The organism is Sedimentibacter saalensis, from assembly GCF_007830175.1.
Lineage (GTDB): Bacteria > Bacillota > Clostridia > Tissierellales > Sedimentibacteraceae > Sedimentibacter > Sedimentibacter saalensis.
Genome location: NZ_VLKH01000001.1, coordinates 511,011 through 535,969, shown reverse-complemented (window position 1 = coordinate 535,969; position 24,959 = coordinate 511,011). Strand labels below are relative to the sequence as shown.

Genomic DNA, 24,959 nt, shown 5'->3' with positions numbered 1-24,959 from the left:
TAAATAGCACATACAGCAAGGGGTTAATTTTAACCCCTTTGTTTCTTTAAATGCATAATGTAATATAGGATAAGGAGTTATTATGTCAAAATCAAATGAAACAAAATATGCGATTGAGCTGAAGGGAATTACTAAAACCTTCGGAAGCGTGGTTGCAAACAACAACATAAACCTTACAATCAAATATGGCGAAATTCTTGCTTTGCTTGGAGAAAACGGCTCTGGCAAGACTACATTGATGAATATGCTGTCAGGCATCTACTACCCTGACAACGGCACAATTTCCGTAGCAGGAGAAGAAGTTGCAATAAGCTCTCCAACAGAAGCAATTGATTTTGGAATTGGCATGATTCATCAGCATTTTAAGCTTGTGGAAGTTTTAAACGCAATGGACAACATTGTGCTGGGCACAAAGGAAAAATATCTTAAACCAAAGGCATTGAAGGAAAAAATTCAAAACATCAGCAGCAAATTCGGACTGGAAGTTGAGCCGGAGAAAAAAATATACAACATGTCTGTAAGTGAAAAACAAACAGTTGAAATTTTGAAAGTGCTGTACAGAGGAGCTCAGATTTTAATTCTGGACGAGCCCACAGCTGTTCTCACTCCCCAGGAAATTGAAAAATTATTTGCAATACTACGAAAAATGAAGGAACAAGGAAGCGCAATCATAATAATCACCCATAAACTCAATGAAGTTATGGCTATTAGCGACCGCGTATCAATACTCAGAAAAGGCGAACTCATTGATACGGTTGTGACTAAAGAAACAAATGAAAAACAGCTGACTGAACTCATGGTGGGCAGGACTGTAAGCTTAAAAATCGAAAGACCGGAAATTGAAAAAAAACACACAGTTCTTAAGGCAGTTGATTTATCAGTAATGAATGATGACGGAACCTATGCATTAAGAAATGTAAACTTCAAGCTTAAAAGCGGAGAAATTCTTGGAGTGGCAGGAATAGCAGGAAGCGGCCAAAAAGAACTCTGCGAATCAATTGCAGGACTAATGAAAGTAAAGGAAGGGGCAGTGCTATGCAACAAGGAAAACATAATAGGCAAGACCCCCGATGAAATTATAAATCTGGGCATAAGCATGAGCTTTGTGCCTGAAGACCGCCTTGGCATGGGACTAGTAGGCTCCATGGGCATGGTGGAAAATATGATGCTCAAATCATACAAAAATAACAAAGGATTTTTTATAGACAAGAAACCTTCCAGAAAACTGTCGGAAGAATTGAAAAAGAAGCTGGAAATAGTAACACCAAATGTTGACACTCCTGTAAGAATGATGTCAGGAGGAAATGTTCAGAAAGTCCTTCTGGGAAGAGAAATTGAATCAAACCCCAACGTGCTCATTACTGCATATCCTGTTAGAGGGCTTGATATCAATTCATCTTACGTTATTTATGACCTGCTTAACGAACAAAAGAAAAAGGGAGTTGCAATATTGTTCATAGGAGAAGACCTTGATGTTCTTTTGGAGCTTTCAGACAGAATAATGGTTCTATGCCACGGTGAAGTCAAAGGAATTGTTGATGCAAAATCAACATCAAAAGAAGAAATAGGACTCATGATGACAGGAAAGAGCATGGAAGGGGTGGATCAGGATGAGTGAGAAAATGAAAAGAACAAAAGAACCCCTTATTCGTACTGTCAAAATTGCAGAACGTTCAAAAAGGGAAACAATGAAGCTTAGAATAATTGCTTTTGCGTTGGCTCTTCTTGCAGGAGGTCTGTTCATACTGTTAATAGGATTTAATCCGGTAGAACTTTACGGAACTATTATATCGGGTGCATTCAGAAGCAAAATGGCAATACAGGCAACAGTAAAATTTATGATACCGCTTTTGATATCATCTCTTGGAGTTACGCTGGCATTTAAAATGCGCTTCTGGAACATAGGAGCCGAAGGACAGATTATTATGGGAGCAATATGTTCATCATATTTTGCTCTGTTTCACAGCGACTGGCCTCATGCCCTGCTGCTTGCAGTAATGTTTACAGCAGGATTTATCGGAGGAGGTTTGTGGGGATTATTGCCTGCATACTTCAAATCAAAATTTGAAACAAATGAAACTTTGTTCACACTGATGCTCAACTATATAGCGCTTCATATAATATCATTTCTCAGGGATGGCCCCTGGAAGGACCCGGGTTCTTCAGGATTTCCTAAAATTGCACGTTTTCAAGCTAATGCTCAGATCGACAAGGTTCTGGGGGTGCAGTTCGGATGGATTATTGCAATTATACTGGTGATTGTTGTGTATGTGTATTTAAAATATACAAAACACGGCTATGAAATAAGCGTTGTTGGTGAAAGTCAGTCCACTGCAAAATATGCAGGTATGAACGTTAAGAAAATAATTCTGCGCACCATGATTTTAAGCGGAGGAATTGCCGGCATAACAGGGATGATACAGTCAGCAGGTTCTGACATGACGCTGGCTTCTTCAGTTGCAGGAGGCGTAGGATTTACAGCAATCATTGTGGCATGGCTTGCAAACTTAAATCCCGTAAGCATACTCTGGGTATCATTTTTGTTCAGCGTGCTTGAAAAAGGAAGCAGCGTAATGCAGTCAACATATGGCGTTTCAACATACTCTGCTGCTGTACTTCAGGGAATAATATTGTTTTTCATACTTGGATGTGAATTCTTCATCCGATATAGATTCATTGTAAGAGGAAAAGGAGGTGCCCGTTAATGAACATGTTTTTAAACTTCTTAATAGCTGCAGTATTTGCAGGAACACCTCTGTTGTTCGGAACTCTGGGCGAAATAATGAGCGAAAAGGCTGGCCATTTAAACCTTGGTGTTGAAGGCATGATGGCTATGGGTGCCTGTGCAGGCTTCATGGCAGGGCTGCTGACTGACAGCTTCATTTTTGCCTTAATTGCAGCTTTTGCTGCAGGAATGCTTGGAGCGTTAATATATGCAGTTCTTACGGTGACATTCATGGCTGATCAGAACGTTACAGGTCTTACCCTTACTATATTTGGAACAGGTCTTTCAAATTTTGTGGGAGAATACATGCTTGTGAATTCAGCAAGCAGCTCGTTGAAGCTTCCGGAAAAGATTACTGCTACCATAAGCAACATAAACATTCCAGGATTAAGCAGCATACCGGTTGTGGGACAGCTGTTTTTCCAGTACAACCCTTTTGTGTATCTTGGAATTCTGGCGGCAATACTTTGCGGAATTTATCTCAACCATACAAAAATGGGACTTAATTTAAGGGCCATTGGAGAAAACCCGGCAGCAGCCGATGCAGCCGGAATAAAAGTAACAAAAATAAAGTATATTAACATCCTCCTTGGAGGAGGCATCTGCGGAATAGGAGGAGCTTACAGCTCCATGATAATCTGCGGAGGAGTATGGATGAGCAACTCAGTAAATGGTCTTGGATGGATTGCTGTGGCCCTTGTAATATTTGCTTCCTGGAGTCCTACAAAGGCAATTTTCGGTTCATTTATATTCGGAGCCTTCAACATTTTAAAATATTATTTTCCAAAGACATGGATTACAATACCAAGTGCGTTTTATGACATGCTGCCCTTCGTAATCACTGCTCTGGTGCTTGTAATAACATCAATAAGAAAATCAAAGGAAAACTCACAGCCTGCAAGCTGTGGCGTCAATTATTTCAGAGAAGAAAGATAACATTCAGGAACCTGGCATATGCCAGGTTCCTGTTGCATATATTTCAAAATTGAATTAAAATGAATTATATGGAAGTAATGTTATAGTTAACAAAAATCGGGGTATATATAATATTGATACCGATAGAAAGAGGTGCATTATGAACAATTTAGAGTTTAAAACCTATGCCATAACTAATGAAATCGATCTTAACAAAATTGCTGTGGAGTGCGGAATCAAGAAAAAGTATACATGGGAGGAGCCCTTGATACTTCAGGATGCCGTTCTTGGAAAAATAATAGGTGAAAGTCCCGGTGAAGATGAGAAGGTGCTGGTGTTTTCATTTGGAAGCATTGTTTTTGTAAATTCAAATCAGAAGCACACTGAAATATTGATGAAATACCTTAAGAGCATTAAACCGGAAATTGACATAGAGCACTACAATACGTTCAAGGATGATTACAACCTCCACTTTACAGAAGGCGAGGAAATGGAGTTTACTGACAGCTATGTTCAGATACCGGACAAGGAACTATTTTATGCTGAACTCATTTCAATTATAATTGCAAAATCTGTGGCATTGGAAAGAATCGAGCATCAGCTTGTAAAAATTCTTGATAACATAGAAGGAAAAATAGATAACCTGGAAAAGGGAAAACTAAATATTGGAAACAAGGAACTTGCAAAGACAACATCCAGGATTGTACGACATGAATACAACACCATAGCATACATAATGATACTTGATAAACCTGATATTACGTGGACAAACAGCGAAGCCGCACATTTTTATGAAAAAATGTCTGAATTTTTTGAGCTGAATGACCGCTATGAAGTAATTAAGAGCAAGACTGAAATATTGAAAAGCATTGTGGATGGTCTTGGAGCCATAAGCCATTCTATGAGGGGATTGTTCATGGAGTGGATTGTAGTAATATTGATTGTTATAGAAGTTGTTTTAATGGTCCTTGATTTGTTCAAGTAGGTGAAATATGAAGACATTAAGTTTTTATTCATTCAAAGCAGGCAAGAAGCTTCCCATAATGCAGCTGGCTACTTATTTCAACATAAAGCAGGATGCGGGATGGAGGGAATTCGTAAAAATCGGCAGCAATGAAGTTGAAAAAGTTCTTAAGTACGCTTCTCCAAATAAGGCAGTTTACCTTTACAGATACGGATGCATTACATTTTTAAATTTTGACATAAACGAATCACATGTGTTCATGGAGTACCTCAACAAACTTACAGATACCCGCATGGAATTGTTGACGCGCTTTTATGAAACCCATACTATTATTGTGGGTGATGACGGTTATGCAGCTTTGTGGGAGGATGACGAAGAAAAAGTCCAGTACAACAAAATCATTGATGATATAGTTGCAAGTATACTTGCAAAATCAACGGAGTTGAGCAAAATTGAATCTGAACTGTCAACAGTGCTGGATGAAGCTGACAATTTTATTATTCATCTTAACAAGGGAAGGATGAGGACAGACAGGAAAAAAGTTATTCCCACAATTGCAAAGTGCATTAGATTTAAGTACATGACAGTTGAAAGTGCCAGAATTCTCGACAGACCTTCTGAATTCGGCAATACAATTGAATCCAGGCGTATATTCGAAAAAATGAGCAATTTTTATGAGTTGAATGAAAGATACTCGTCGTTTTCAAGCCGTACAGACGTGCTTGATTCCATAACAGGAGAGTATTTCGACTTTGGCGACAATCAGGCTTACATGAGGGTATTGAAAATTGAAATAATATTGTTGGGGCTGTTTCCTCTCATGCATTTGTTTAAATAACAATCAAATGAATAAAATTCAGCTCACAAAATATAATGTATAAAACACTGTTTATATCAAAAACTAACGGAAAAGGAGGTATTATGAAAAAAATAATTTTAATTTTGCTTCTGTTTTCCGCTTTGTTTGCAGCAAGCTGTAAGCTATCCCTTTCAAACATAGACCGGATAGAAGCTGTGAACACTGTTACAAATGAGAGCACTTTGATTGAAAAAGACAGCGTGGATGCAAAATCCATCATGGATGCCCTGAATAAAGCAGAAAAAACCGAAAAGGATACAACTGGTTATTTTCCTTTTGAAATCAACCTTATTTCAGGCTCTGACAAAGATGTGCACACATTGTATTTTGACATGAAAAATCAGGCTGCATATGTAACTAAGAATGATGAATTGTATAAAATCAGGGATAAGGAAGCACATCTGCTTTTTTTGAATGAAATATTTTCATATATATATGTTGACAATACAATTTATGACTCACACGTTGTACTAAACGGCGAAAATGTTACTCCGGACATTAAGTACGACTGGACATATAAAAACATAGAAGGCCGTTTTGTGAAGAAACAAGGGATCCTTAAGACTTCACAAATCAATGGAGGGAAACTTTTAATTCATGATGCTGACCTCATTGAATTTAAATATGAGACAAATCCAGACAGCCAGGTAATAAGGCTTTTCTCTGAGGGAAATCTTGTGGCTGCAGGTTCATCAGTTGAAGAAGTTCTGCAAAAGGCAGCATCAGACGGAGAGTATTACATAGAGTGCCAGGCACAGTGGTTCATGAAGCAGAATTCAGATTTTTACGGCAGCAGCACATCAAGCTTCACTGCCACTGTTGACAAGAATGTGGATGTTTCCATAGTCACCAGAGAAAATTACCCGGGCAATATTTTGATAGTCCAGGTTAATAACTTAAATGCAGATGAGACAGTTTCAATTCAGACAGATGCTGTAAAGGTTGATATTAAAAATTATCTTTATAAAGATAAAAATGTGTACATAAGTCCCATTGACTTAAATACAGCTGCAGGAGAATACAAGCTCTCGGCTAAAGTAATGAAGGACAAAGCTGTAGAATATGAAATCGAAAAAACATTGATTGTAAAAGAAAAGTCCTTCAAAACTCAGTATCTTACTGTGGATGAAAATCTTAACCAGTCAAACAACGACAGTGCTGCCATCCTTGAATTTGCTGAACTGGTTAAGCCGGCAAGGACTGTGTCATCAGACAAAAAGCTATGGGAAGGCACATTTGCAATGCCTGTTGAAGGAGAACTCACAACAGATTTCGCTGAAATACGATATGTAAATAATGAAAAGTCATCTTCAAGGCACTCAGGCCTAGATATTGCAGCACCCAAGGGAACAGAAGTTTCTGCCCCAAACAACGGTATTGTAACATTTGCAATGGAAGGTCTTTTGTCTCCCGGAAACACTGTTGTAATAGATCACGGCATGGGTCTTTTCACTTCATACTACCATTTGGACACCATAGATGTGTTAAAGGGTCAAGAGGTTAAAAAAGGAGATGTCATTGGAACTGTAGGCACAACAGGATTTTCTACAGGGCCGCACCTTCATTATGCAGTGAGTATTTATAACTCTTATGTAAATCCTTATCAGACATTGAGCGGTATAATTGATTAATAACGGTTAAAAATGTTTACCTTCATTGAAATGTGGTATATAATATAGGCAGAGGAGGAATGTTATGGAATATATTAGTTGGGCGTGGCTTCTGATAATAGCTGCGTGTTTGGCAATTGAAGCTTTTACAATGGGTCTCACCACAATCTGGTTTGCCATTGGAGGGGTGGCTGCGTGGGTTGTATATTTTGCCGGGGCAGGCATAGAAATACAGATAGTTGTGTTCCTTCTGGTATCTATATTATGTTTGTTTCTTACAAGGCCATTTTTTGTTGAAAAGCTTAAGGTGGGAAAAACAAGGACCAATGCTGAAAGCCTTATTGGAGAATATGTTAAGGTCGTAACTGAAATCAACAACATAAACAATGAGGGTACAGTGAAGGTCGGAGGTCAGGTGTGGTCTGCTCGTTCATTGAACGATGAAGTAATAGCAGAAGGTGAAATGGTTGTTATAAAGAAAATTGTGGGCGTAAAGCTCATAGTTGAAAGAAAATAGGAGGGAATTATGGGTTATATAGGTTTTATATTTTTATTGTTCGTTTTGATTGTGCTGGTGGCAACAAACATAAGAGTTGTTCCACAGGCAAATGCATATGTTATTGAACGTCTTGGGGCATATCAGGCAACATGGGGAGTTGGAATTCATGTGAAACTTCCGCTCGTAGACAAGATAGCAAAGAAGGTTCTTCTGAAAGAACAGGTAGTGGATTTTCCGCCTCAGCCGGTTATCACAAAGGATAATGTAACAATGCAGATAGACACAGTTATATTTTTTCAGATAACAGATCCTAAGTTTTACGCATACGGCGTTGACAGACCAATGGCAGCAATTGAAAATCTTTCTGCCACAACGCTGAGAAACATCATAGGTGACCTGGAGCTTGACCAGACACTTACTTCAAGAGAAATAATAAACACTAAAATGAGAATTGTACTTGATGAAGCAACTGACCCATGGGGTATTAAAATAAATCGTGTTGAAGTTAAAAACATCATACCGCCTAAAGAAATTCAAAATGCAATGGAAAAACAAATGAAGGCCGAAAGAGAAAAAAGAGAGTCTATTCTTATTGCAGAAGGTCAGAAAAATGCTGCAATACTTGTTTCACAAGGTAAAAAGGAATCTCTCATTCTTGAAGCTGAAGCAGAAAAACAAGCTGCAATATTAAGAGCTGAAGCTAAGAAGGAAGCTTCTATAAGAGAAGCAGAAGGAGAGGCTGAAGCAATATTAAGCATCCAGAAGGCAACTGCAGATGGTATTGTAATGATAAGAGAAGCAATGCCGAACAAGGAAGTACTTACATTGAAGAGCTTTGAAGCATTTGAAAAGGCTGCAAACGGCCAGGCAACAAAAATTATCATACCGTCTGAACTGCAGGGACTTGCAGGACTTGCAACGGCACTTTCTGAAACAATGAAAGAAAAATAAAAATAAATGCGCCGGACCGGCGCATTGTTTTTATTTTATTAACGAAATATATTTTTTGAAAATGTGATCCTGCTTCTGTTTTGAATGAACTTGTCAGATACTATAGCCTGCACAACCAGTGTTACTCCTATGGCGGCTATTATGTCACCTATGCTTGCTACAAACAAGCTGCCTACAGGAATGACATTGCCGAGAAAGCTCAAACGTGCATTTTCTGCGGAGACGAAAAATAAAATTTTTCCGTTGTTTAACAAGTCATAAATTTCAGCACCGTAAATTCTTGAAGCAGCTTCTGCCTCAAGGGGAAATTTAAGGCCGTTTACCAGGAATACCAGAAGGTTTAAGAACAATCCCCCAAGTGGAATGAACATGAACTTCATGCTTATGTTCAATATTAAGAATATAAGTGTTAAAACAAATGAAGCAAGCAGAAATCCCGAATAAAGAAATGAGCTGTAGTCATAAAGACCAAGATTCATAATAATTATTCCAAGATACAAGACAGCAGAAATAAAAATGAGCGGCCGTCCGGAGAAATGAACGTATGCCAGTCGTGATATTTTTCCTCTTCTTATTAATCCTATTACTGTTCCTAAAATCAAAGCTTCAAAAAACATGTTTGCCTCCATGTAATCAGATACTATAATTTTACAATATTAAACAGTATATATCAACTTTTATTTAATAAAATTGAAAAATAGGGCTATTATAAATGAATATTGACTGGTTATAATATATATGTTATTATTTTTTTAATATTTAGTTAAACTTAGGAGGTTTTTACTTTGTTAGAAGAAGGCTCCATATTGGGTCCACTTATTTTACAGGTAATACTTATTTCTGTCAACGCGGTGTTTGCTTCTGCAGAAATTGCCGTCATTTCAATGAATGATAACAGAATGGCAAAAATGGCAGCAGAAGGGGACAAACGCGCCATAAAACTCAGCAGGCTTACGCTGCAGCCGTCGCAATTTCTATCAATAATCCAGGTTGGAATAACTCTTGCCGGATTTTTCGGAAGTGCTTTTGCTGCGGACAATTTTGCCAGCAAACTCACGGATTTTCTCATAGAAACAGGTCTTAACATTCCTGCTTCAACATTGAATACTATTTCTGTCATTGTTATAACACTGATATTGTCATATTTTACTCTAGTGTTCGGAGAGCTTGTTCCAAAGAGAGTCGCCATGAAAAATGCTGAAAAAATGGCACTTTTTATGTCCGGAATGCTCTATTTCATATCAAAGGTATTTAAACCGCTTGTATGGCTTTTGACTGCATCCACAAACGGCATATTGAGACTCATTGGAATTGACCCCAACTCGGAAGATGAAGAAGTTACAGAAGAAGACATAAGAATGATGGTTGATGTGGGAAGTGAAAAGGGTTCCATCAATGTCAGCGAAAAGGAAATGATACAGAATATTTTTGAATTTGATAACAAGACCGCTGAAGAAGTAATGACTCACAGGACTGAAGTGAACATTTTGTGGCTTGATGAAACCGATGAAGAATGGGAGCAGAAAATTACTGAAAGCAGACACTCAAGATATCCTCTGTGCGACGGAAGCGCTGACAATGTAATTGGTGTTTTGAATGTGAAGGATTATTTCAGACTCAAGGACAAATCAAGACAAAACGTATTGGACAAAGCTGTGAAGCCTGCATATTATGTTCCTGAAACAGTCAGAACAGATGTAATGTTTCAAAACATGAAAAAAACAAGGAATCATTTTGCAGTTGTGTTTGATGAATACGGCGGAATGAGCGGTGTCATCACAATGGACGATTTGATTGAACAAATAGTGGGAAGCTTCGACGATGATTACCTCACACCGGAAGAACCAACAATAGAAAAAATTGATGAAGACACGTGGAAAATAAAGGGTTCTGCTTATCTTGACGATGTATCAAAACAGCTGGGCATCCCGTTGCCTGATGAGGACTTTGACACATTTGGAGGTCTTGTTTTCGGAGTTCTGGGAATCATTCCGGAAGACGGAAGCACAATGGAGATGGATGAGTACGGACTTAAAATCAAAATTACTGAAATAAAGGGAAGAAGGCTGGAAACAGCCATTGTTTATAAAAATCAAGATCCGACTGATTATGTTGATTAATTTCAGATATATTTAAGTTAAATCTTGTATTATTATAATACAAGGAGGAACTATGAACTATTTAATAAATAAATTATTGGTATTGCCTGGGATTTTGCTTGGAATTTCAATTCATGAATTTTCTCATGGCTATGCCGCCGTAAAAATGGGGGATGATACCCCGCGAATTCAAGGGAGACTCACATTAAATCCAATACATCACATTGACCCCATGGGTTTTTTATGCCTCTTGCTTTTTGGATTTGGATGGGCCAAGCCTGTTATGATCAATTCAAGAAATTTTAAGAATCCCAGAAGAGATGACGCCATTGTGTCCATAGCAGGACCTCTGGCAAACCTGTTGACAGCAGCACTGTTTGTGTTTTTTCTTAAACTTGCAGACAATTACCTGCCTTACAACCAGCTTGGACAAATAATCTGGGAAGTTTTGCAGAACACTGTTATCATAAATCTTGTTCTCATGATGTTTAACCTGATTCCAATACCGCCTCTTGACGGCCACCATATTTTGGGGAGCATTGGGGGAGCAAAGGTGTGGAACTTCTACTACAAATATTACGATCACCTGAGATTTGCAATGCTTCTTTTGATTGTATTCAACGGTGTGAGCCTCATCATAAGCCCTGGAATAAATTTTGTCTACAATATGCTGATAACATTGATTTTTTAGGAGAGCCATGGAAAATAAAAGCGATTTGAGAAAGAAAATGCTTAACATCAGAAACAACATGGAAAAGGATGATTCTTCAGAAAAAAGCGCTGTGATAATAGAAAAGTTAACTGCATTGGACATATACGAAAAAGCCCGGGTAGTGTTTGTATACATGGCTTTTAATAATGAAGTGGAAACAATGACTCTCATTAAGAAAATGCTTCAGGAAAAAAAGAGAGTAGTGATTCCTTACACGGACACTGTTAATACAGCCATTATTCCATCAGAGCTTAAAAGCGTAGAGGAAGATCTGGTTAAAAGCAAGTTTGGTTATTATGAGCCTGCAAAAGATAAAATTCTGCCGGTGAAGCCGGAGGAGTTTGACCTTGTTGTTGTACCTGGAGTTGTTTTTGACAAGAATTTAAACCGCATTGGTTTTGGAAAGGGATATTATGACCGCATATTGTGCAGCTTGAAAGATGGTGCAAAGGCAGTTGCAGTAGCATATGATTTTCAGGTGCTTGACGAAGTTCCATCGGAAGAGCACGATATTAAGATGGATATGATAATTACAGAAAAGAACATGTATAAAAATTAAGAATGAAGAATTAAGAATTAAATGTAAAATCAGGCTTGCGCCTGATTTAGAATATTGACAAACTTTGACGCTGTCATCCTGAACGATAGTGAAAGTTGCCCTAACCCTATTTTTCAGGTGTTTTTCTGAAAAATAGCGGTAGGTTATTCGCAATGAGCACCAAATTTATGTGAGCGTTAGCGAATTAATAAATTTGTGTGCGAAACTGCGGGATCTCATCTTTGTTGAAAACATGAGATTCTTCGAGCAAGCTCTCAGAATGACAACATCCAAATATAAATTTGTCATGGACCAATCAGGCTTGCGCCTGATTTTTTATTATCTTGCTATTGTGATTACATATACTTTGGATGCGCCGTTTTTTATGAGAGTCTTGGAGCATTCATCTGCTGTGGAGCCTGTTGTGAACACATCATCAACTAAAAGTACATTCTTTCCTGTGAGCAGTCCAGCCATGCTTTTTTTGACATCAAATGCATTAATAAGGTTTTTTCTTCTGTCTTCTTTTGTCACCTGACTTTGCTTAGGCGTTTTCTTTATTCTTTTTAATACATCCCCATAAGGCATGTCTGTTTTATTTGAAATGTACCTGGCCAGAAGTTCCGATTGGTTGTATCCTCTTTTCCTCAGTTTCGAGCGGTGAAGGGGGACAGGAACAACAAGATTAAATCTACCATAGCTTGTATCCTCCATGAAATCAACGAGGCACTTTCCGAAAAACCTGTAGAAATATGGCTTGTTGTAATATTTAAACAAATATATTCCCTTTTTCACAGTGCCCTCATAGAAAAAGACAGACCTTGACATTTCAAAGCTGTGATCATGTTTTCTGCAGTCAGAACAAAGTTCTTCATGAGAATTCAGGTCAATGGGCTTTGAACACTTTATGCATATGGGAGGAACAATCTTTTTCATTGTTCTTTCGCAGTCTTTGCAGATATACCTGTCACATATTGCTTCATCATGAGTTTCACAAAAGAAACATGTGTTTTTTTCGGGGTACAAAAGCTCCAGAAACGATTCAACATAATCTTTCATAATTACTCCATAAAGCCCTCGGACAGCATTGCATATGTTTCAACTGCCGAGCGCAGCCTGTAATCAAGAGCAGAGTAGCGCTTATCGATTTTGTTGTTGTTGACCATGTCGCGCATGTACTTTTCAATTCCCACAAGAACAACAAGTTTTTTTGCCCTTGTTATGGCAGTGTAAAACAAGTTTCTTGTAAGAAGCATGGGTGGTCCCCACACAATTGGCATTATTACAACGGGAAACTCACTTCCCTGGCTTTTGTGGACAGTGGTGGCATATGCAAGTATCAGTTCATCAAGCTGGCTGAAAGGATATGCAACTTCTTTTTCTTCTTCAAACTGCACAAACAGCTGCTGTTCTGTTTCATCTATGAAAATTACATATCCTATGTCTCCGTTGTAAATTCCTTCTCCTGTTATGGTGGTACCATCCTTGTGGGTTATTTTCCATTCAGCCTGATAGTTATTTTTAATCTGCATGACTTTGTCGCCTACCCGGAATGTGTACTTGCCGTACAATTTTTCTTTTTTTATTTTTGAAGGAGGATTAACTGCAGCCTGAAGTTTCTTGTTGAGTTCAATCACACCTGCATCTCCTTTTTTCATGGGGGAAAGAACCTGTATGTCCTTTAAGGGGTTGAAGCCATACTTCAATGGAAGGCGGTTTTCATATAGATCCACTACCAGGTCCGTCAGGTCGTCGCTGCGGCCTTCCCTCATGAAGAAAAAGTCACAGTCCTTCTTGTTGTACAAAGGCATTGCCCCTTTGTTTATGAGATGGGCATTTTGTACAATCATGCTTCCTGCTGACTGCCTGAATATTGTGTCCAGTCGTATGGTTTTAATGGTGCTTGAATTAATAATGTCTGATAGCACATTTCCTGCTCCAACTGATGGAAGCTGATCCACGTCTCCAACCAGAATAAGCCTTGTTCCTCGTTTTATAGCTCTTAATAGGTTGTTCATGAGCAGTATGTCAACCATGGATACCTCATCAACTATCACTGCATCGCATTCCAGAGGTGATTCTTCATTTTTGTTGAACGAAAGGTTGCTGTCATCTTCGCCGTAAGCATACTCAAGCATGCGGTGAATTGTTCGTGCTTCTCTTCCAGAGGATTCTGTGATTCTCTTGGCTGCTCTGCCTGTTGGTGCGCAAAGAAACACCTTTTTTCCCATTTTTTCAAAAATCCTTAGTATAGATAGTATTATAGTTGTCTTACCTGTTCCCGGTCCTCCTGTAATGACAGTGACGCCGTTTAAAATTGACTGCAGTACTGCTTCTTTTTGCATATCCGTAAGAACAATTGAAGATTCTTCCTGTGCTGCATCAAGAAAAGGCAGTATGTCTTCCTCAGACATGCCAAAATCCGTGCGCGCAAGGTTTATAAGGTCTCTGCATACATTTACTTCTGCTGTGTGGTAAGGGACATAATAAACAACCTGTTCGTCGTAAATTTTTTCAATGTGAATGCCGCCGTTAAAAGCCATGTTCCTTATTTCATCCTCTATGCCTTCACCGTTTGTTTCAAGAAGCGCCAGTGTGCTGTTTAAAAGAATTTCGTATGGTACATATGTATTTCCTCTTGAGGCGAAATCCTTGAGAACATACTTGACTCCTGAGGATATTCTGTAAGGAGAAGTTTTTTCAACACCCAGAGAAGCTGCAATTTTATCTGCAAGCTTAAATCCAATGCCGTAAATGTCTTCAGTTAATCTGTATGGATTCTCAGCAATCTTATTTATTGTATTTTTGCCGTATTCCTTGTAGATTTTTACGCTGTAGCTTGTGCTTATGTCATGGCTCTGAAGGAATATCATGATTTCCTTGATGTCTGATTGTTCTGCAAAGCTTTTGGCAATCATATCGGCCTTTTTTTCGCCTATACCTTCAACTTCAGTGAGCCTTTCAGGATTTTTTTGAATTATGCTGAATGTGTCTTCCTTGAAGACCTCCACTATTTTTTTTGCTGTATATTTTCCTATTCCTTTAATGAGTCCTGAGGAAAGGTAGTTTTCAATTTGGACGAGACTTGATGGAAGGACGGTGTTGTACATGTCCACCTGAAACTGCTCGCCATACTTGGGATGCTTCACCTTTTTGCCGTAAACTTCTATGGTTTCACTTGTAACATCGGCAGTAAAAACCCCGGTCACTGTTATAATGTCATTGTCAGCCTCCATTAACGCAACAGTATAGCCGTTTTCACTATTGCGGAAAATTGTTTCAATGATTGTACCTTTCAGTGTTTCCATCAATTGCTCCTTTATGTTTAACCTTACAAAATTATATCACAAACTAATGATATAAAAAACAAAATTAATGTCAATCCTATAAAATGATGGATTCAACAAATTTCTCTTTAAAAGGCAGTAAAACTGTGGTAAACTAAATTTCAGCATAAGATTAAAATATTATAAAATTTAGGAAAAATAAACATTTGTGTGCAATAATATATTAAAGTATAAATATATTTGCAGGAAAGGAATTGTTATGTCTAAAGAAAATTTTGTTAAGGGCGCTGCAATACTTAGTGTTGCAGGGCTGTTGGTAAAAATTTTGGGAGCTGTATACAGAATTCCCCTCACTAATTTAATAGGAACAGAAGGAATAGGCTATTACCAGCCTGCCTACAACATTTATAACCTGCTGCTGGTTGTGTCTTTGTCAGGTTTTCCAACAGCAATAGCAAAAATGGTTTCAGAAAAAAGAGCTCTTCAGAATTATGAAGGAGCTTACCAGGTATACAAGGTATCAAGATGGGGACTCTTTTTAATAGGACTTGTTTCATCGGTTGTTGTTCTTGTGTTTGCAAGAAGTCTTGTAACATTCCTTGGATTTCCTGGTTCATACTATTCAATGATAGCTCTTGTTCCTGCGTTGTTTGCCGTTCCTCTTTTATCGGCGTACAGGGGGTTCTTCCAGGGATCACAAAACATGATGCCAATAGCTCTGTCACAAATAATAGAACAGGTTTTCAGAGTTTCTGTAGGTCTGTACCTTGCTTATACCCTTGTGGGCAGAGGACTGGAAGAAGCAGCAGCCGGAGCAACATTTGGAGCATCTGCAGGCGGACTGGCAGCACTGGTATTGATTTATGTCATGTTTTTCCTGAGCAGGAAAAGCATCAAGGAAGAAATCAAACTTTCATCTAACAATAAACAAGAACCTGTGTGGAATGTGGTAAAGGGTCTTTTGTACATAGCGGTGCCAATTACCATAGGTGCATCCATTGCTCCTCTCATGGGAATGATAGATTCATACATAGTATCAAACAGACTTGGTGCAATCGGGTACACAAGCTTAGAAATTGTTGACATGTACGGCGAACTGAGCGGGACAGCACAGACGCTCATCAACTTTCCGCAGGTTTTTTCAACTGCAGTTGCAATGAGCCTTGTGCCTGTTATAACAGAAACATTCACCAGAAAACAGTATGAGAAACTAAATGACACTGCAAATGCAGGCGTTAAAATATCCATGATCATAGGGCTTCCTTGCGGCATTGGTCTTTTTATGCTCGCAGAGCCAATAATAGCACTGTTGTATCCATCAATCGGACCTGCAAAGCATGCAAGCTCAGGAGCTCTTCTTGAAATAATGGCAATAAGCGTAATATTCCTCACATTGGTTCAGTCGTTTACGGCAATTTTGCAGTCTGTGAACAAACAGTTCCATCCTGTGAAGAACCTGGCTGTGGGATTGGTTGTAAAAGTTGTTTTTTCTTACATACTAATAGGAATGCCGTCAATTAACATAAGAGGAGCTGCCATAAGCACAACCATATCATACCTGGTTGTAGCACTCTTAAACTGGTGGGATATAAACAGAAGCACGAAAATAAAGATAAGTTTAATAAAAGTTTCAGCAAGGCCTCTTCTTTCAGCAGCAGCTATGGCAGCAGCAGTTAGCATATCTTTCAGAATTTTAAGGTCAGTTTTAGGAAGCCAGAATCTTGCTACATTAGGATCAATAGGAGCAGCAGTGGTAGTCTATGTTGTGTTCTTATTCCTTACAGGAGCAATAACAAAGGAAGATTTGGAGTTAATACCAAAAGGGGAAAAACTAAGGAGATTTGTGAGGAAATAAAATGAATACAGTTCAAATAATAGGATTGGGAGCAGGGAAAGTTGAAGATCTCACTGTTAAGGCATACAATGCACTGAAGGAAAATATTCCCGCTTTTGCCCGAACAGACAGACACCCCATTGTTGGAGAGCTAAGAAAAGAAATCAATATAAAGAGTTTTGATGACTATTTTGAAAAATATGAATCCTTTGATGCGGTTTATGAAAAAATAACACATACCGTTGCAGAACTTGCGAAAGAGCACGGCAAGATCAACTATTGCACTGCAGGAAGCCCATATTATGGCGATATAGTGACAAAAAAATTAATTGATGAATATAAAGACGAAATAAATATAATAATAATTGATGGAATGAGTTTTCTTGACAAATGCATTAAGTTATCCGGCCATACGGACTATAAGAGCATAGCTGTTCTGGATTGTCTGGAAGCAGACGAGTTCTCTTTTGACATAAATTCCTTTAACATTGTGACTCAGGTATATGACGAGGACATTGCTTCAGGGCTTAAATTGAAACTTATGGAATTGTATCCTGACACTTCTGAGGTGCTCATAGTCGACGTTTTGGAAGAAAATGTTAAAAAAATACCCCTATTTTTGCTGGATCAAGAAAAAAAATACGGATTTTCAACATATATTTGCATTCTGCCTATTGAAATTTCAAAAAATACAGTGTATAATGTAAATAATCTGTTAAGGATTGTCAAAGTCTTAAGAGGACCTGACGGATGCCCGTGGGATAAGAAACAGACACATAACTCCATCAGGCAGCACGTTATAGAAGAAGCATATGAAGTTGTTGATGCAATTGACAACGATGACATTGATAATCTTGTGGAGGAACTCGGTGATTTGCTTTTCCAAGTGGTTTTCCACGCGGAACTTGGCAGCGAGGAAGGATATTTTAACATAAACGATGTCCTTACAAATGTTTGTAAAAAAATGTATTCAAGACATCCGCACGTTTTCGGAGATGTAAAGGCCAACAATGCTGATGAGGCGCTTGAAAGCTGGGAATCTTCAAAGCAGAAAGAAAAAAATCTTAATACATATACCGACAATCTAAAGAATGTACCAAAGGCATTGTCACCTTTAAGCAGGAGCTACAAAATACAAAAGCGTGCTGCAGAAGTTGGCTTTGACTGGCCTGATGTAGAAGGAGCCATTCTTAAGATTAAGGAAGAACTTCTGGAATTTACTGAAGAATACGACAACAATGACGCGGACAAAATGGAAGCAGAATTTGGGGATTTGTTGTTTGCACTGGTCAATATGGCAAGATTTTTGAAAATTAATCCTGACGTTGCATTGAACAGGACAATTAACAAATTTATCGACAGATTTGAATATATTGAAAATAATTCAACCAAAGACTTAAAGCATATGACTCTGACAGAAATGGATGAGCTGTGGGAAAAATCAAAGTTCCAATAGGAATTTAGATAAAAAAAACAAACTACATTTTTATTAAGGAGGGTTTTTTATGAATAAAGCTGATTTAATTGCTAGCGTTGCAGAAAAAACTGGATTTACTAAGAAAGATGCAGAAAAAGCATTAAATGGTTTCATGGAAACAATAAAAGACGAACTAGTAGCAGGCGGCAAAGTTCAATTAGTAGGGTTTGGAACTTTTGAAGTTAGAGACAGAAAAGAAAGACAAGGAAGAAATCCTAGAAATCCTGGCGAAACAATAGATATACCAGCATCAAAAGCTCCAGTATTCAAAGCAGGAAAATCTTTGAAAGAAGCTGTAAACTAATTAAGACCAATTAAATATTTACACATATCTAAAAGCCGTTTATACGGCTTTTTAATATGGTTGGAAAGTTTACTTTCCTACCATATTAAAAACGAGGAGTGCATGTCGGACGTCCTTGCCGTCAAGGGGGGTGCTCAGTTAAAACGCGTATGCGTTTTAACGCCGAAGGGGGACATAGGTCCCCATAGCGGAGTTGCGGAGCAACTTTTTAATATTTTTAATAAGTTGACAAACATAGAAATAAAAAAGTATAATAAATTTACAAATATTTCTAACAGGAGGCAACATGTGGGAAATTCTTGAGGATACTATTGTAGATTCTTTGAAAATATTACCCTTTTTATTTGCAGCATATTTAGCAATCGAATATATAGAACACAAATCTTCGGAAAAACTCGTAAAAGGACTTAGAAAGTTCGGGGTTTTTGGCGGAGCATTGCTGGGAACGGTGCCTCAGTGCGGGTTTTCAGTAGCAGCATCAAACTTATTTGCAGGAAAGATCATTACAACAGGAACATTAATAGCAGTATTTATTTCAACTTCTGACGAAGCAATACCTGTTATGTTGGCCAATCCAAACAACGCAGGAATACTTTTGAAACTAATATCTGTAAAGATTATTGTTGCTTTGGCAGCAGGACTGTTTGCAGATTTCATTTTAAATAGATTCTCCAAAGGAAGCAAAAACAAAAATAATGAAAGATCAGAGGCCCTCCACCACATGTGTTCACATGAGCACTGCGGATGTGAAAACCAGGGCATTTTAATTCCGGCAGCAAAGCATACATTTAACATATTCATATTCATGACTTTGACAACTTTGGTGCTGAATATTATCATTGCCTTAATAGGAGAAGAAAATCTATCCAAGTTTCTTTTAACCAACAGCATATTTCAGCCGGCACTGGCAGCATTAATAGGCTTTATACCCAATTGTGCAGCTTCAGTTATACTTACACAGCTCTTCGTTGAGGGCAGCCTAAGTTTCGGCTCAGTAATAGCAGGTCTGTCAACAGGAGCAGGAATAGGGCTTGTTGTTTTGTTCAGAGTCAATGAAAATATGAAGGAAAATTTCAAAATTCTTCTGTACATCTACGTTTCAAGCGTAATTGCAGGAGTACTGATACAATTGTTCATGTAACAAAAACGGAAGATATCCATGATATCCTCCGTTTTTTTATTATGCATACAACAAGTTCCCTGGTCTTGTCTTATTTATTTTGCTTTAGAAGTTCCCAGATATGCTTCTTTGACTCTCTCGTCCTGGAGAAGGTCAAGACCTTTTCCTTCCATTGTTATGTTTCCTGTTTCAAGCACATAACCGTAATCTGCAACCTTTAGAGCCTTGTTGGCATTTTGCTCTATGAGAAGTATAGTGGTACCAAGTTTGTTGATTTCTTTTATGATGTCAAATATACCGTTAACTATAAGTGGTGCCAGCCCCAGTGAAGGTTCATCCATCATTATGAGCTTAGGCTTTGCCATCAATGCTCTTCCTACAGCCAGCATCTGCTGTTCTCCTCCTGAAAGTGTTCCTGCAAGCTGCCATGACCTTTCCTTCAGCCTTGGAAACAAATCATAAACTTTAAGGATTTGTTCTTCAATTCCGTCTTTTTGAAGATAAGCACCGATTTTAAGGTTTTCAAGAACTGATAGGTTTGCAAAAACCCTTCTTCCTTCAGGAACCAGTGTGATTCCTTTTGCAACTATGTCTATTGTGTCCATGCCCAGTATGTTTTCACCCTGGAAGGCTATTTCTCCGCTTTTTGCTTTAACAAGTCCGGCTATTGCTCTTAATGTGGTGCTTTTTCCAGCTCCGTTGGCTCCTATGAGAGTAACAATAGATTTTTCAGGAACATGGATGTTAATGCCTTTTACTGCGGATATTCCGCCGTAATTTACCTGCAGATCATTAATTTTCAGCATCTTCTTCCACCCCCAGATACGCTTCTATTACTCTTGGATTGTTCTTGACTTCATCTGCAGTGCCTTCTGCTATAAGCTGTCCGAAGTCAAGCACATATATTTTGTCTGATATTTCCATTACAAGGTCCATATGGTGTTCAATCATGAAAATCGTAAGTTCAAACTCATCCCTTATGGTGTGGATGAAGTTACTAAGTGCCATTGTTTCATGAGGGTTCATGCCTGCAGCCGGTTCATCCAGCAATAGAAGCTTTGCATCTGTTGCAAGGGCCCTTGCTATTTCAAGCTTTCTTTGCTCTCCATAAGGAAGAGAGTTAGCAATTTCATTTTTAAGGTGCAAAAGACCCAGCTTGTTCAACAGCATTTCAGATTTTTCTCTCATGTGTCTTTCTTCGGCCTTTGACCATGGCAAGCGCAGTGTGCTGGAAATAAAGTTGCTTTTTACATGAAGGTGGTTTGCAATCAGTATGTTGTCAAGAACCGTCAGATTTTTAAAAAGACGTATGTTCTGGAATGTTCTTGCAATGCCCTTCATTGCTATTTTGTCCGGTGTTAGGCCGGTAATTTTTTCATTGTTCAAATATACGTTGCCTTTAGTGGGCGTGTAGACGCCAGTTATAACATTGAATGCAGTTGTCTTTCCGGCGCCGTTAGGACCTATGAGTGCCTGAATGTGACCTTTTTCAACTTCTATGTTAAGGTTGTTTACTGCAACAACACCGCCAAACTGCATTACAACGCTGTCAACTTTTAAAACGCTCATTATGCGGCACCTCCTTTACGGTTCTTCTTGGGAGATTTTTTCCCTTTGATGAAGTCACCTACCATTTTCCAGGAAAGTTCTTTCTGCCCCATTAAGCCGTTTCTGAAGAACAGAACCAATATCATCAATAATATGGAGAATATAACCATTCTGAAACCTGCTCTGAATATGGGTACTTCATATCCGAACAAAACGAGGCTGTCATCGAAGAAACGAAGAACTTCAAGTCCAACGGTTACTACAAATGATGCTATTACAGTTCCTGATATGCTTCCCATTCCTCCAAGGACTATAATGAGAAGGAAGTTGTATGTCATTGTGAAATAAAACTGTTTAGGATCAACGGTTCCAAGCAGTGATGCCAGAAGGCCTCCGCCTATTCCTGCAAAGAATGCTCCAATTGCAAATGATAATACTTTGTGTTTGAAAAGGTTGATTCCCATGGCTTCAGCAGCAATATCATCTTCCCTTATTGCCTTAAATGCCCTTCCATAGCTTGAATTAATCAGTAGAACAATTAATATTACAGATATTATCATTGCTCCGAAGAAGACCCACATAGTAGGCATTTGAGGTATACTCTTGATGCCGAGAGCACCGTTTGTTATTGTCTTTGTGTTTGTAAACACAATACGGATGATTTCAGAAAATCCCAGTGTTGCTATTGCCAAATAGTCGCTTTTCAAACGAAGAACAGGCATTCCTATGAGTATGGCAACCAGTGCTGCTAACAGTCCTCCAAGTATAAGAGCTACGAAAAACGGAAGTTCTATATTTGCAACCAAGGGACTCTGAGGAACAATGTAAAATATGGCCTTGCGTGCTTCCACAGGCACTGTGAATACTGCAACAGTGTAAGCGCCTATGGCCATGAAGCCTGCCTGTCCCAATGAGAACAATCCGGTAAAGCCGTTTACGAGGTTCATTGAAACGCTCACTATGGCATAAATAGCTGCAAGATTTAAAACACGCCTTACATAGTTGTCTCCGATAATATCCAAGTCCAAAAGAACTATAATAGCTGCAAAAATTATTATGAGCACAGCATTTTTAACTAAATTGTTTTCTTTTTTCTCTATTTTCATCATACCTTATCAGTCACCTTCTCTCCTAGAAGTCCAGTCGGCTTAACTATCAATACTATTATTAATATTATGAATGCAATTGCATCTCGGTAACCAGTCAAAGACGGTAAAAATGAAACAAGCATTATTTCAGACATTCCCAAAATAAATCCGCCCAGCACAGCTCCGGTAGTGTTGCCTATACCGCCTAAAACAGCAGCTATGAAGCACTTAAGTCCGGGCATAACACCCATGAGTGGGATTACTGAAGGGTATTTAGAGCCCCATAGTATTGCCCCTACAGCCGCAAGGGCTGAACCTATTACAAATGTTGTTGAAATTACTCTGTTGATGTTAATTCCCATGAGTCTGGCAGTTTCAAAATCCTTGGAAACAGCTCTCATGGCCATTCCTATTTTTGTTTTGTTTGTTATGAAAAGCACAACAAATAGCAAAATGATTGTAACAACGGGAGTAACAACTGTTGCCACAGACAGGGATACATTGCCGAAGCTTATAGCTCGGGTCAAAATATCTATGTCCGGGAATCCTTTCGGAACTCCTGTAAACAAATAAGTTGCCAGATTCTCCAACAAAAAGGATACGCCTATGGCAGAAATCATTATGGACATACGTGGTGCATCCCTGAGAGATTTGTAAGCTGCCTTTTCAATGAGGACACCCAGTGCTACTGCAGCCACTATTACTATTGCAGCAGAAACATACCAGGGAAGTCCGAATGTGACCATTCCGAAAACCATAAAGTATGCTGACATCATGAATATATCGCCGTGAGCAAAGTTTATAAGTCTTAAAATTCCATAAACCATTGTATAACCAATGGCTAACAGGGCATAAAGACTACCTATTGATATACCATTGGCCAGCTGTTGCATAAATACTTCAAAAGTCATATTTATTCCTCCAATTACTAGTTGAATAATTGCAAAAGGGCGAACGACTAGTTCGCCCTTACAAGATCAATAAAGATTATTTTACTTCAACTGTGTCAATGTATACAAACTGTCCGTCTTTAACAGTCTTGATAACAGCTATATTTTTATCTGCATCGCCTTCTGCTGTGAAGTTGATAATACCTGTAACGCCTTCAAAGTCTTTTGTTGCTGCTATAGCATCACGAATTTTAACACCATCAGTTGAACCGGCTTGTTCAATAGCATTTCTTACTAAAAGGTAAGCATCATAGCCCAATGCTGCAACAGCAGGGATTATAGGTTCTTTGCCTGCAAGTTCAGCCTTGTAGCCTGTAACAAATGTTTTAGCTTCTTCAGTAGCTGGGTCGTTTTCATCAAAGAATGTAGACAAAACAATGCCTTCAGCATCATCACCGGCAACATCTATAACTGCAGGGTTTTCCCAAGTGTCGCCGCCCATAATAGGACATTCAATTCCAAGTGCTCTTGCTTGTTTAATAATAAGAGGAGCTGTTGTTGCAGAACTTGGAGCAAATATAACATCAGGGTTTTTAGCTTTGATGTTTGTAAGTATTGCATTGAAGTCTGTGTCGTTAACCTGGAATTCAGAAACGTCAACTATGCTCTTTTCATCTCCTGTCAATTCCTTGAAAGCATCAATAAAGAAGTTTCCAAGACCTACTGAGTAATCATCTCCGTTTTGCATGATTACAGCTGCAGTCTTAGCACCCTGCTGCAATGCATAGTTAGCCATTACTCTTCCCTGGAATGGATCAAGGAAGCATGCGCGGAAATAAAATTCATTTCCCTGAGTAACCATAGGATTTGTACAAGAAGCACCCATTGCAGGAATCTTTGCGTTCTTTATGATGTCTCCTGCTGCAATTGAAACACCTGAACCATATGAACCTATTATTGCTACTACTTTATCTTTTTCAATTAGTCTGGTTACAGCAGTTGTTGCTTCACCCTTGTCGCTCTTGTTGTCAACTATTACTAATTCAATTTTCTTTCCTAAAACTTCCGGATACATTTTGTTTGCATACTTGATGCCGTCCAGTTCCTGAAGTCCACCGCCGCCGTTTTCACCTGTAAGAGGTTCGAAAACACCGATTTTTATAACGTCAGAACTGCCAGCAGCATCACCGGAAGTTTCTTCTTTTTTAGTACATCCTGTGAACAGTGAAATTACCATAATCACGCACAAAAATAAAGATAATAATCTTTTCATAACTCTTCTCCTCGCTATTTATTAAATTTCTATGATTATAACACCGGTGTCGCCTTTTTGCAAGCAAATTTTCCGCATTACAGACACAACTTTCTTTAAATTGCGTACAATGATTACATATTGTACATGCTTTTTATACTTGTAAAATGTAATTTTTAAGCTGTTGCAATCTCTAAGGGTTTACGTTTTCCGTAAATACAATGCATGCGGTAAAAAGAGGACATACCTTGTATATTATATGCCGGCATGTCCTCTGTATGTCATAC

General features: G+C 38.5%; 23 protein-coding genes. 15 read left to right on the top strand and 8 right to left on the bottom strand.

The window, feature by feature from the left end:
- The first annotated feature begins 82 nt into the window (after positions 1-82).
- The 8 genes from LY60_RS02415 (at position 83) to LY60_RS02380 (ending at position 8,523) form a co-directional block, all read left to right on the top strand.
- Positions 83-1,618, top strand: a complete 1,536-nt coding sequence (locus tag LY60_RS02415) for an ABC transporter ATP-binding protein (RefSeq protein WP_145079465.1) — start codon at positions 83-85, stop codon at positions 1,616-1,618.
- Entirely contained in the window at positions 1,611-2,705 is a 1,095-nt protein-coding gene (locus tag LY60_RS02410; RefSeq protein WP_145079462.1) for an ABC transporter permease, read from the top strand. The genes LY60_RS02415 and LY60_RS02410 overlap by 8 nt, the downstream gene beginning before the upstream one ends.
- Positions 2,705-3,661, top strand: a complete 957-nt coding sequence (locus tag LY60_RS02405) for an ABC transporter permease (RefSeq protein WP_145079459.1) — start codon at positions 2,705-2,707, stop codon at positions 3,659-3,661. Before LY60_RS02410 ends, LY60_RS02405 begins: the two co-directional genes overlap by 1 nt.
- 139 nt (positions 3,662-3,800) lie before the next feature.
- Positions 3,801-4,625, top strand: a complete 825-nt coding sequence (locus LY60_RS02400) for an RMD1 family protein (protein ID WP_145079456.1) — start codon at positions 3,801-3,803, stop codon at positions 4,623-4,625.
- Between the two features lie 7 nt (positions 4,626-4,632).
- Positions 4,633-5,442 (top strand): RMD1 family protein, encoded by an 810-nt coding sequence (locus LY60_RS02395; protein WP_145079453.1) that lies wholly within the window; start codon positions 4,633-4,635, stop codon positions 5,440-5,442.
- A gap of 83 nt (positions 5,443-5,525) precedes the next feature.
- The gene (locus tag LY60_RS02390) at positions 5,526-7,094 is read left to right on the top strand and encodes a M23 family metallopeptidase (protein ID WP_170226080.1); all 1,569 of its coding nucleotides are present in this window, start codon (positions 5,526-5,528) and stop codon (positions 7,092-7,094) included.
- Positions 7,095-7,158: 64 nt separating this feature from the next.
- Positions 7,159-7,590: an NfeD family protein gene (locus LY60_RS02385; RefSeq protein ID WP_019229228.1), complete on the top strand. Its 432-nt coding sequence runs from the start codon at positions 7,159-7,161 to the stop codon at positions 7,588-7,590.
- Positions 7,591-7,599: 9 nt separating this feature from the next.
- Entirely contained in the window at positions 7,600-8,523 is a 924-nt protein-coding gene (locus LY60_RS02380) for an SPFH domain-containing protein (protein WP_145079447.1), read from the top strand.
- Between the two features lie 38 nt (positions 8,524-8,561).
- Here the strand turns inward: LY60_RS02380 and LY60_RS02375 are convergent, their stop codons facing one another.
- Complete coding sequence (locus tag LY60_RS02375; RefSeq protein ID WP_145079445.1) at positions 8,562-9,140, bottom strand: DUF5317 family protein; 579 nt, start codon at positions 9,138-9,140, stop codon at positions 8,562-8,564.
- A gap of 168 nt (positions 9,141-9,308) precedes the next feature.
- On the opposite strand from LY60_RS02375, the gene LY60_RS02370 reads away from it, so the two are divergent.
- Genes LY60_RS02370 through LY60_RS02360 form a run of 3 tightly spaced genes read left to right on the top strand, consistent with a single transcriptional unit; the run spans position 9,309 to position 11,893 of the window.
- Positions 9,309-10,643: a hemolysin family protein gene (locus LY60_RS02370; protein WP_019229231.1), complete on the top strand. Its 1,335-nt coding sequence runs from the start codon at positions 9,309-9,311 to the stop codon at positions 10,641-10,643.
- Positions 10,644-10,695: 52 nt separating this feature from the next.
- Positions 10,696-11,313: a site-2 protease family protein gene (locus LY60_RS02365; RefSeq protein ID WP_019229232.1), complete on the top strand. Its 618-nt coding sequence runs from the start codon at positions 10,696-10,698 to the stop codon at positions 11,311-11,313.
- 7 nt (positions 11,314-11,320) lie between these two features.
- A complete protein-coding gene (locus LY60_RS02360) occupies positions 11,321-11,893 on the top strand; it encodes a 5-formyltetrahydrofolate cyclo-ligase (RefSeq protein ID WP_145079442.1) in 573 nt (190 codons plus the stop codon).
- A 318-nt stretch (positions 11,894-12,211) separates the two neighbouring features.
- Here LY60_RS02360 and LY60_RS02355 read toward each other — a convergent pair whose 3' ends face one another.
- Together LY60_RS02355 and recD2 are read right to left on the bottom strand one after the other, a co-directional pair.
- Positions 12,212-12,931, bottom strand: a complete 720-nt coding sequence (locus LY60_RS02355) for a ComFC family protein (protein WP_145079439.1) — start codon at positions 12,929-12,931, stop codon at positions 12,212-12,214.
- A 2-nt stretch (positions 12,932-12,933) separates the two neighbouring features.
- Positions 12,934-15,180 carry an SF1B family DNA helicase RecD2 gene (gene recD2, locus LY60_RS02350; protein WP_145079436.1) on the bottom strand — a complete coding sequence of 749 codons (2,247 nt, stop codon included), beginning with the start codon at positions 15,178-15,180 and terminating at the stop codon, positions 12,934-12,936.
- Between the two features lie 238 nt (positions 15,181-15,418).
- Between recD2 and LY60_RS02345 the strand changes: the two genes are divergently transcribed.
- The 4 genes from LY60_RS02345 to LY60_RS02330 all read left to right on the top strand — a co-directional run bounded on the left by LY60_RS02345 (position 15,419) and on the right by LY60_RS02330 (position 19,915).
- A complete protein-coding gene (locus LY60_RS02345; protein ID WP_145079433.1) occupies positions 15,419-17,014 on the top strand; it encodes a putative polysaccharide biosynthesis protein in 1,596 nt (531 codons plus the stop codon).
- A 1-nt stretch (position 17,015) separates the two neighbouring features.
- Positions 17,016-18,449 (top strand): bifunctional methyltransferase/pyrophosphohydrolase YabN, encoded by a 1,434-nt coding sequence (yabN, locus tag LY60_RS02340; RefSeq protein WP_145079430.1) that lies wholly within the window; start codon positions 17,016-17,018, stop codon positions 18,447-18,449.
- Positions 18,450-18,498: 49 nt separating this feature from the next.
- Positions 18,499-18,774 (top strand): HU family DNA-binding protein, encoded by a 276-nt coding sequence (locus LY60_RS02335; protein ID WP_019229238.1) that lies wholly within the window; start codon positions 18,499-18,501, stop codon positions 18,772-18,774.
- 286 nt (positions 18,775-19,060) lie between these two features.
- Positions 19,061-19,915 (top strand): putative manganese transporter, encoded by an 855-nt coding sequence (locus LY60_RS02330; protein ID WP_145079426.1) that lies wholly within the window; start codon positions 19,061-19,063, stop codon positions 19,913-19,915.
- A 74-nt stretch (positions 19,916-19,989) separates the two neighbouring features.
- Here LY60_RS02330 and LY60_RS02325 read toward each other — a convergent pair whose 3' ends face one another.
- The 5 genes from LY60_RS02325 to LY60_RS02305 all read right to left on the bottom strand — a co-directional run bounded on the left by LY60_RS02325 (position 19,990) and on the right by LY60_RS02305 (position 24,693).
- Positions 19,990-20,700, bottom strand: a complete 711-nt coding sequence (locus LY60_RS02325) for an ABC transporter ATP-binding protein (protein ID WP_145079425.1) — start codon at positions 20,698-20,700, stop codon at positions 19,990-19,992.
- Positions 20,687-21,463: an ABC transporter ATP-binding protein gene (locus tag LY60_RS02320; RefSeq protein WP_145079424.1), complete on the bottom strand. Its 777-nt coding sequence runs from the start codon at positions 21,461-21,463 to the stop codon at positions 20,687-20,689. Before LY60_RS02320 ends, LY60_RS02325 begins: the two co-directional genes overlap by 14 nt.
- The gene (locus LY60_RS02315) at positions 21,463-22,548 is read right to left on the bottom strand and encodes a branched-chain amino acid ABC transporter permease (protein WP_145079779.1); all 1,086 of its coding nucleotides are present in this window, start codon (positions 22,546-22,548) and stop codon (positions 21,463-21,465) included. Before LY60_RS02315 ends, LY60_RS02320 begins: the two co-directional genes overlap by 1 nt.
- The gene (locus LY60_RS02310; protein WP_145079423.1) at positions 22,548-23,441 is read right to left on the bottom strand and encodes a branched-chain amino acid ABC transporter permease; all 894 of its coding nucleotides are present in this window, start codon (positions 23,439-23,441) and stop codon (positions 22,548-22,550) included. The genes LY60_RS02315 and LY60_RS02310 overlap by 1 nt, the downstream gene beginning before the upstream one ends.
- Positions 23,442-23,517: 76 nt before the next feature.
- Positions 23,518-24,693 carry an ABC transporter substrate-binding protein gene (locus LY60_RS02305; protein WP_145079422.1) on the bottom strand — a complete coding sequence of 392 codons (1,176 nt, stop codon included), beginning with the start codon at positions 24,691-24,693 and terminating at the stop codon, positions 23,518-23,520.
- Positions 24,694-24,959 lie beyond the last annotated feature (266 nt).

Excerpts from the sequence above, each read along its gene's own strand:
- LY60_RS02405 (WP_145079459.1), top strand. The coding sequence starts at position 2,705 with ATGAACATGTTTTTAAACTTCTTAATAGCTGCAGTATTTGCAGGAACA.
- LY60_RS02375 (WP_145079445.1), bottom strand. The coding sequence starts at position 9,140 with ATGTTTTTTGAAGCTTTGATTTTAGGAACAGTAATAGGATTAATAAGA.
- LY60_RS02360 (WP_145079442.1), top strand. The coding sequence starts at position 11,321 with ATGGAAAATAAAAGCGATTTGAGAAAGAAAATGCTTAACATCAGAAAC.
- LY60_RS02310 (WP_145079423.1), bottom strand. The coding sequence starts at position 23,441 with ATGACTTTTGAAGTATTTATGCAACAGCTGGCCAATGGTATATCAATA.
- yabN (WP_145079430.1), top strand. The coding sequence starts at position 17,016 with ATGAATACAGTTCAAATAATAGGATTGGGAGCAGGGAAAGTTGAAGAT.
- LY60_RS02330 (WP_145079426.1), top strand. The coding sequence starts at position 19,061 with ATGTGGGAAATTCTTGAGGATACTATTGTAGATTCTTTGAAAATATTA.
- LY60_RS02355 (WP_145079439.1), bottom strand. The coding sequence starts at position 12,931 with ATGAAAGATTATGTTGAATCGTTTCTGGAGCTTTTGTACCCCGAAAAA.
- LY60_RS02390 (WP_170226080.1), top strand. The coding sequence starts at position 5,526 with ATGAAAAAAATAATTTTAATTTTGCTTCTGTTTTCCGCTTTGTTTGCA.
- LY60_RS02325 (WP_145079425.1), bottom strand. The coding sequence starts at position 20,700 with ATGCTGAAAATTAATGATCTGCAGGTAAATTACGGCGGAATATCCGCA.
- LY60_RS02415 (WP_145079465.1), top strand. The coding sequence starts at position 83 with ATGTCAAAATCAAATGAAACAAAATATGCGATTGAGCTGAAGGGAATT.
- LY60_RS02380 (WP_145079447.1), top strand. The coding sequence starts at position 7,600 with ATGGGTTATATAGGTTTTATATTTTTATTGTTCGTTTTGATTGTGCTG.
- LY60_RS02315 (WP_145079779.1), bottom strand. The coding sequence starts at position 22,548 with ATGAAAATAGAGAAAAAAGAAAACAATTTAGTTAAAAATGCTGTGCTC.
- LY60_RS02410 (WP_145079462.1), top strand. The coding sequence starts at position 1,611 with ATGAGTGAGAAAATGAAAAGAACAAAAGAACCCCTTATTCGTACTGTC.
- LY60_RS02345 (WP_145079433.1), top strand. The coding sequence starts at position 15,419 with ATGTCTAAAGAAAATTTTGTTAAGGGCGCTGCAATACTTAGTGTTGCA.
- recD2 (WP_145079436.1), bottom strand. The coding sequence starts at position 15,180 with ATGGAAACACTGAAAGGTACAATCATTGAAACAATTTTCCGCAATAGT.
- LY60_RS02335 (WP_019229238.1), top strand. The coding sequence starts at position 18,499 with ATGAATAAAGCTGATTTAATTGCTAGCGTTGCAGAAAAAACTGGATTT.
- LY60_RS02305 (WP_145079422.1), bottom strand. The coding sequence starts at position 24,693 with ATGAAAAGATTATTATCTTTATTTTTGTGCGTGATTATGGTAATTTCA.
- LY60_RS02385 (WP_019229228.1), top strand. The coding sequence starts at position 7,159 with ATGGAATATATTAGTTGGGCGTGGCTTCTGATAATAGCTGCGTGTTTG.
- LY60_RS02320 (WP_145079424.1), bottom strand. The coding sequence starts at position 21,463 with ATGAGCGTTTTAAAAGTTGACAGCGTTGTAATGCAGTTTGGCGGTGTT.
- LY60_RS02400 (WP_145079456.1), top strand. The coding sequence starts at position 3,801 with ATGAACAATTTAGAGTTTAAAACCTATGCCATAACTAATGAAATCGAT.
- LY60_RS02365 (WP_019229232.1), top strand. The coding sequence starts at position 10,696 with ATGAACTATTTAATAAATAAATTATTGGTATTGCCTGGGATTTTGCTT.
- LY60_RS02395 (WP_145079453.1), top strand. The coding sequence starts at position 4,633 with ATGAAGACATTAAGTTTTTATTCATTCAAAGCAGGCAAGAAGCTTCCC.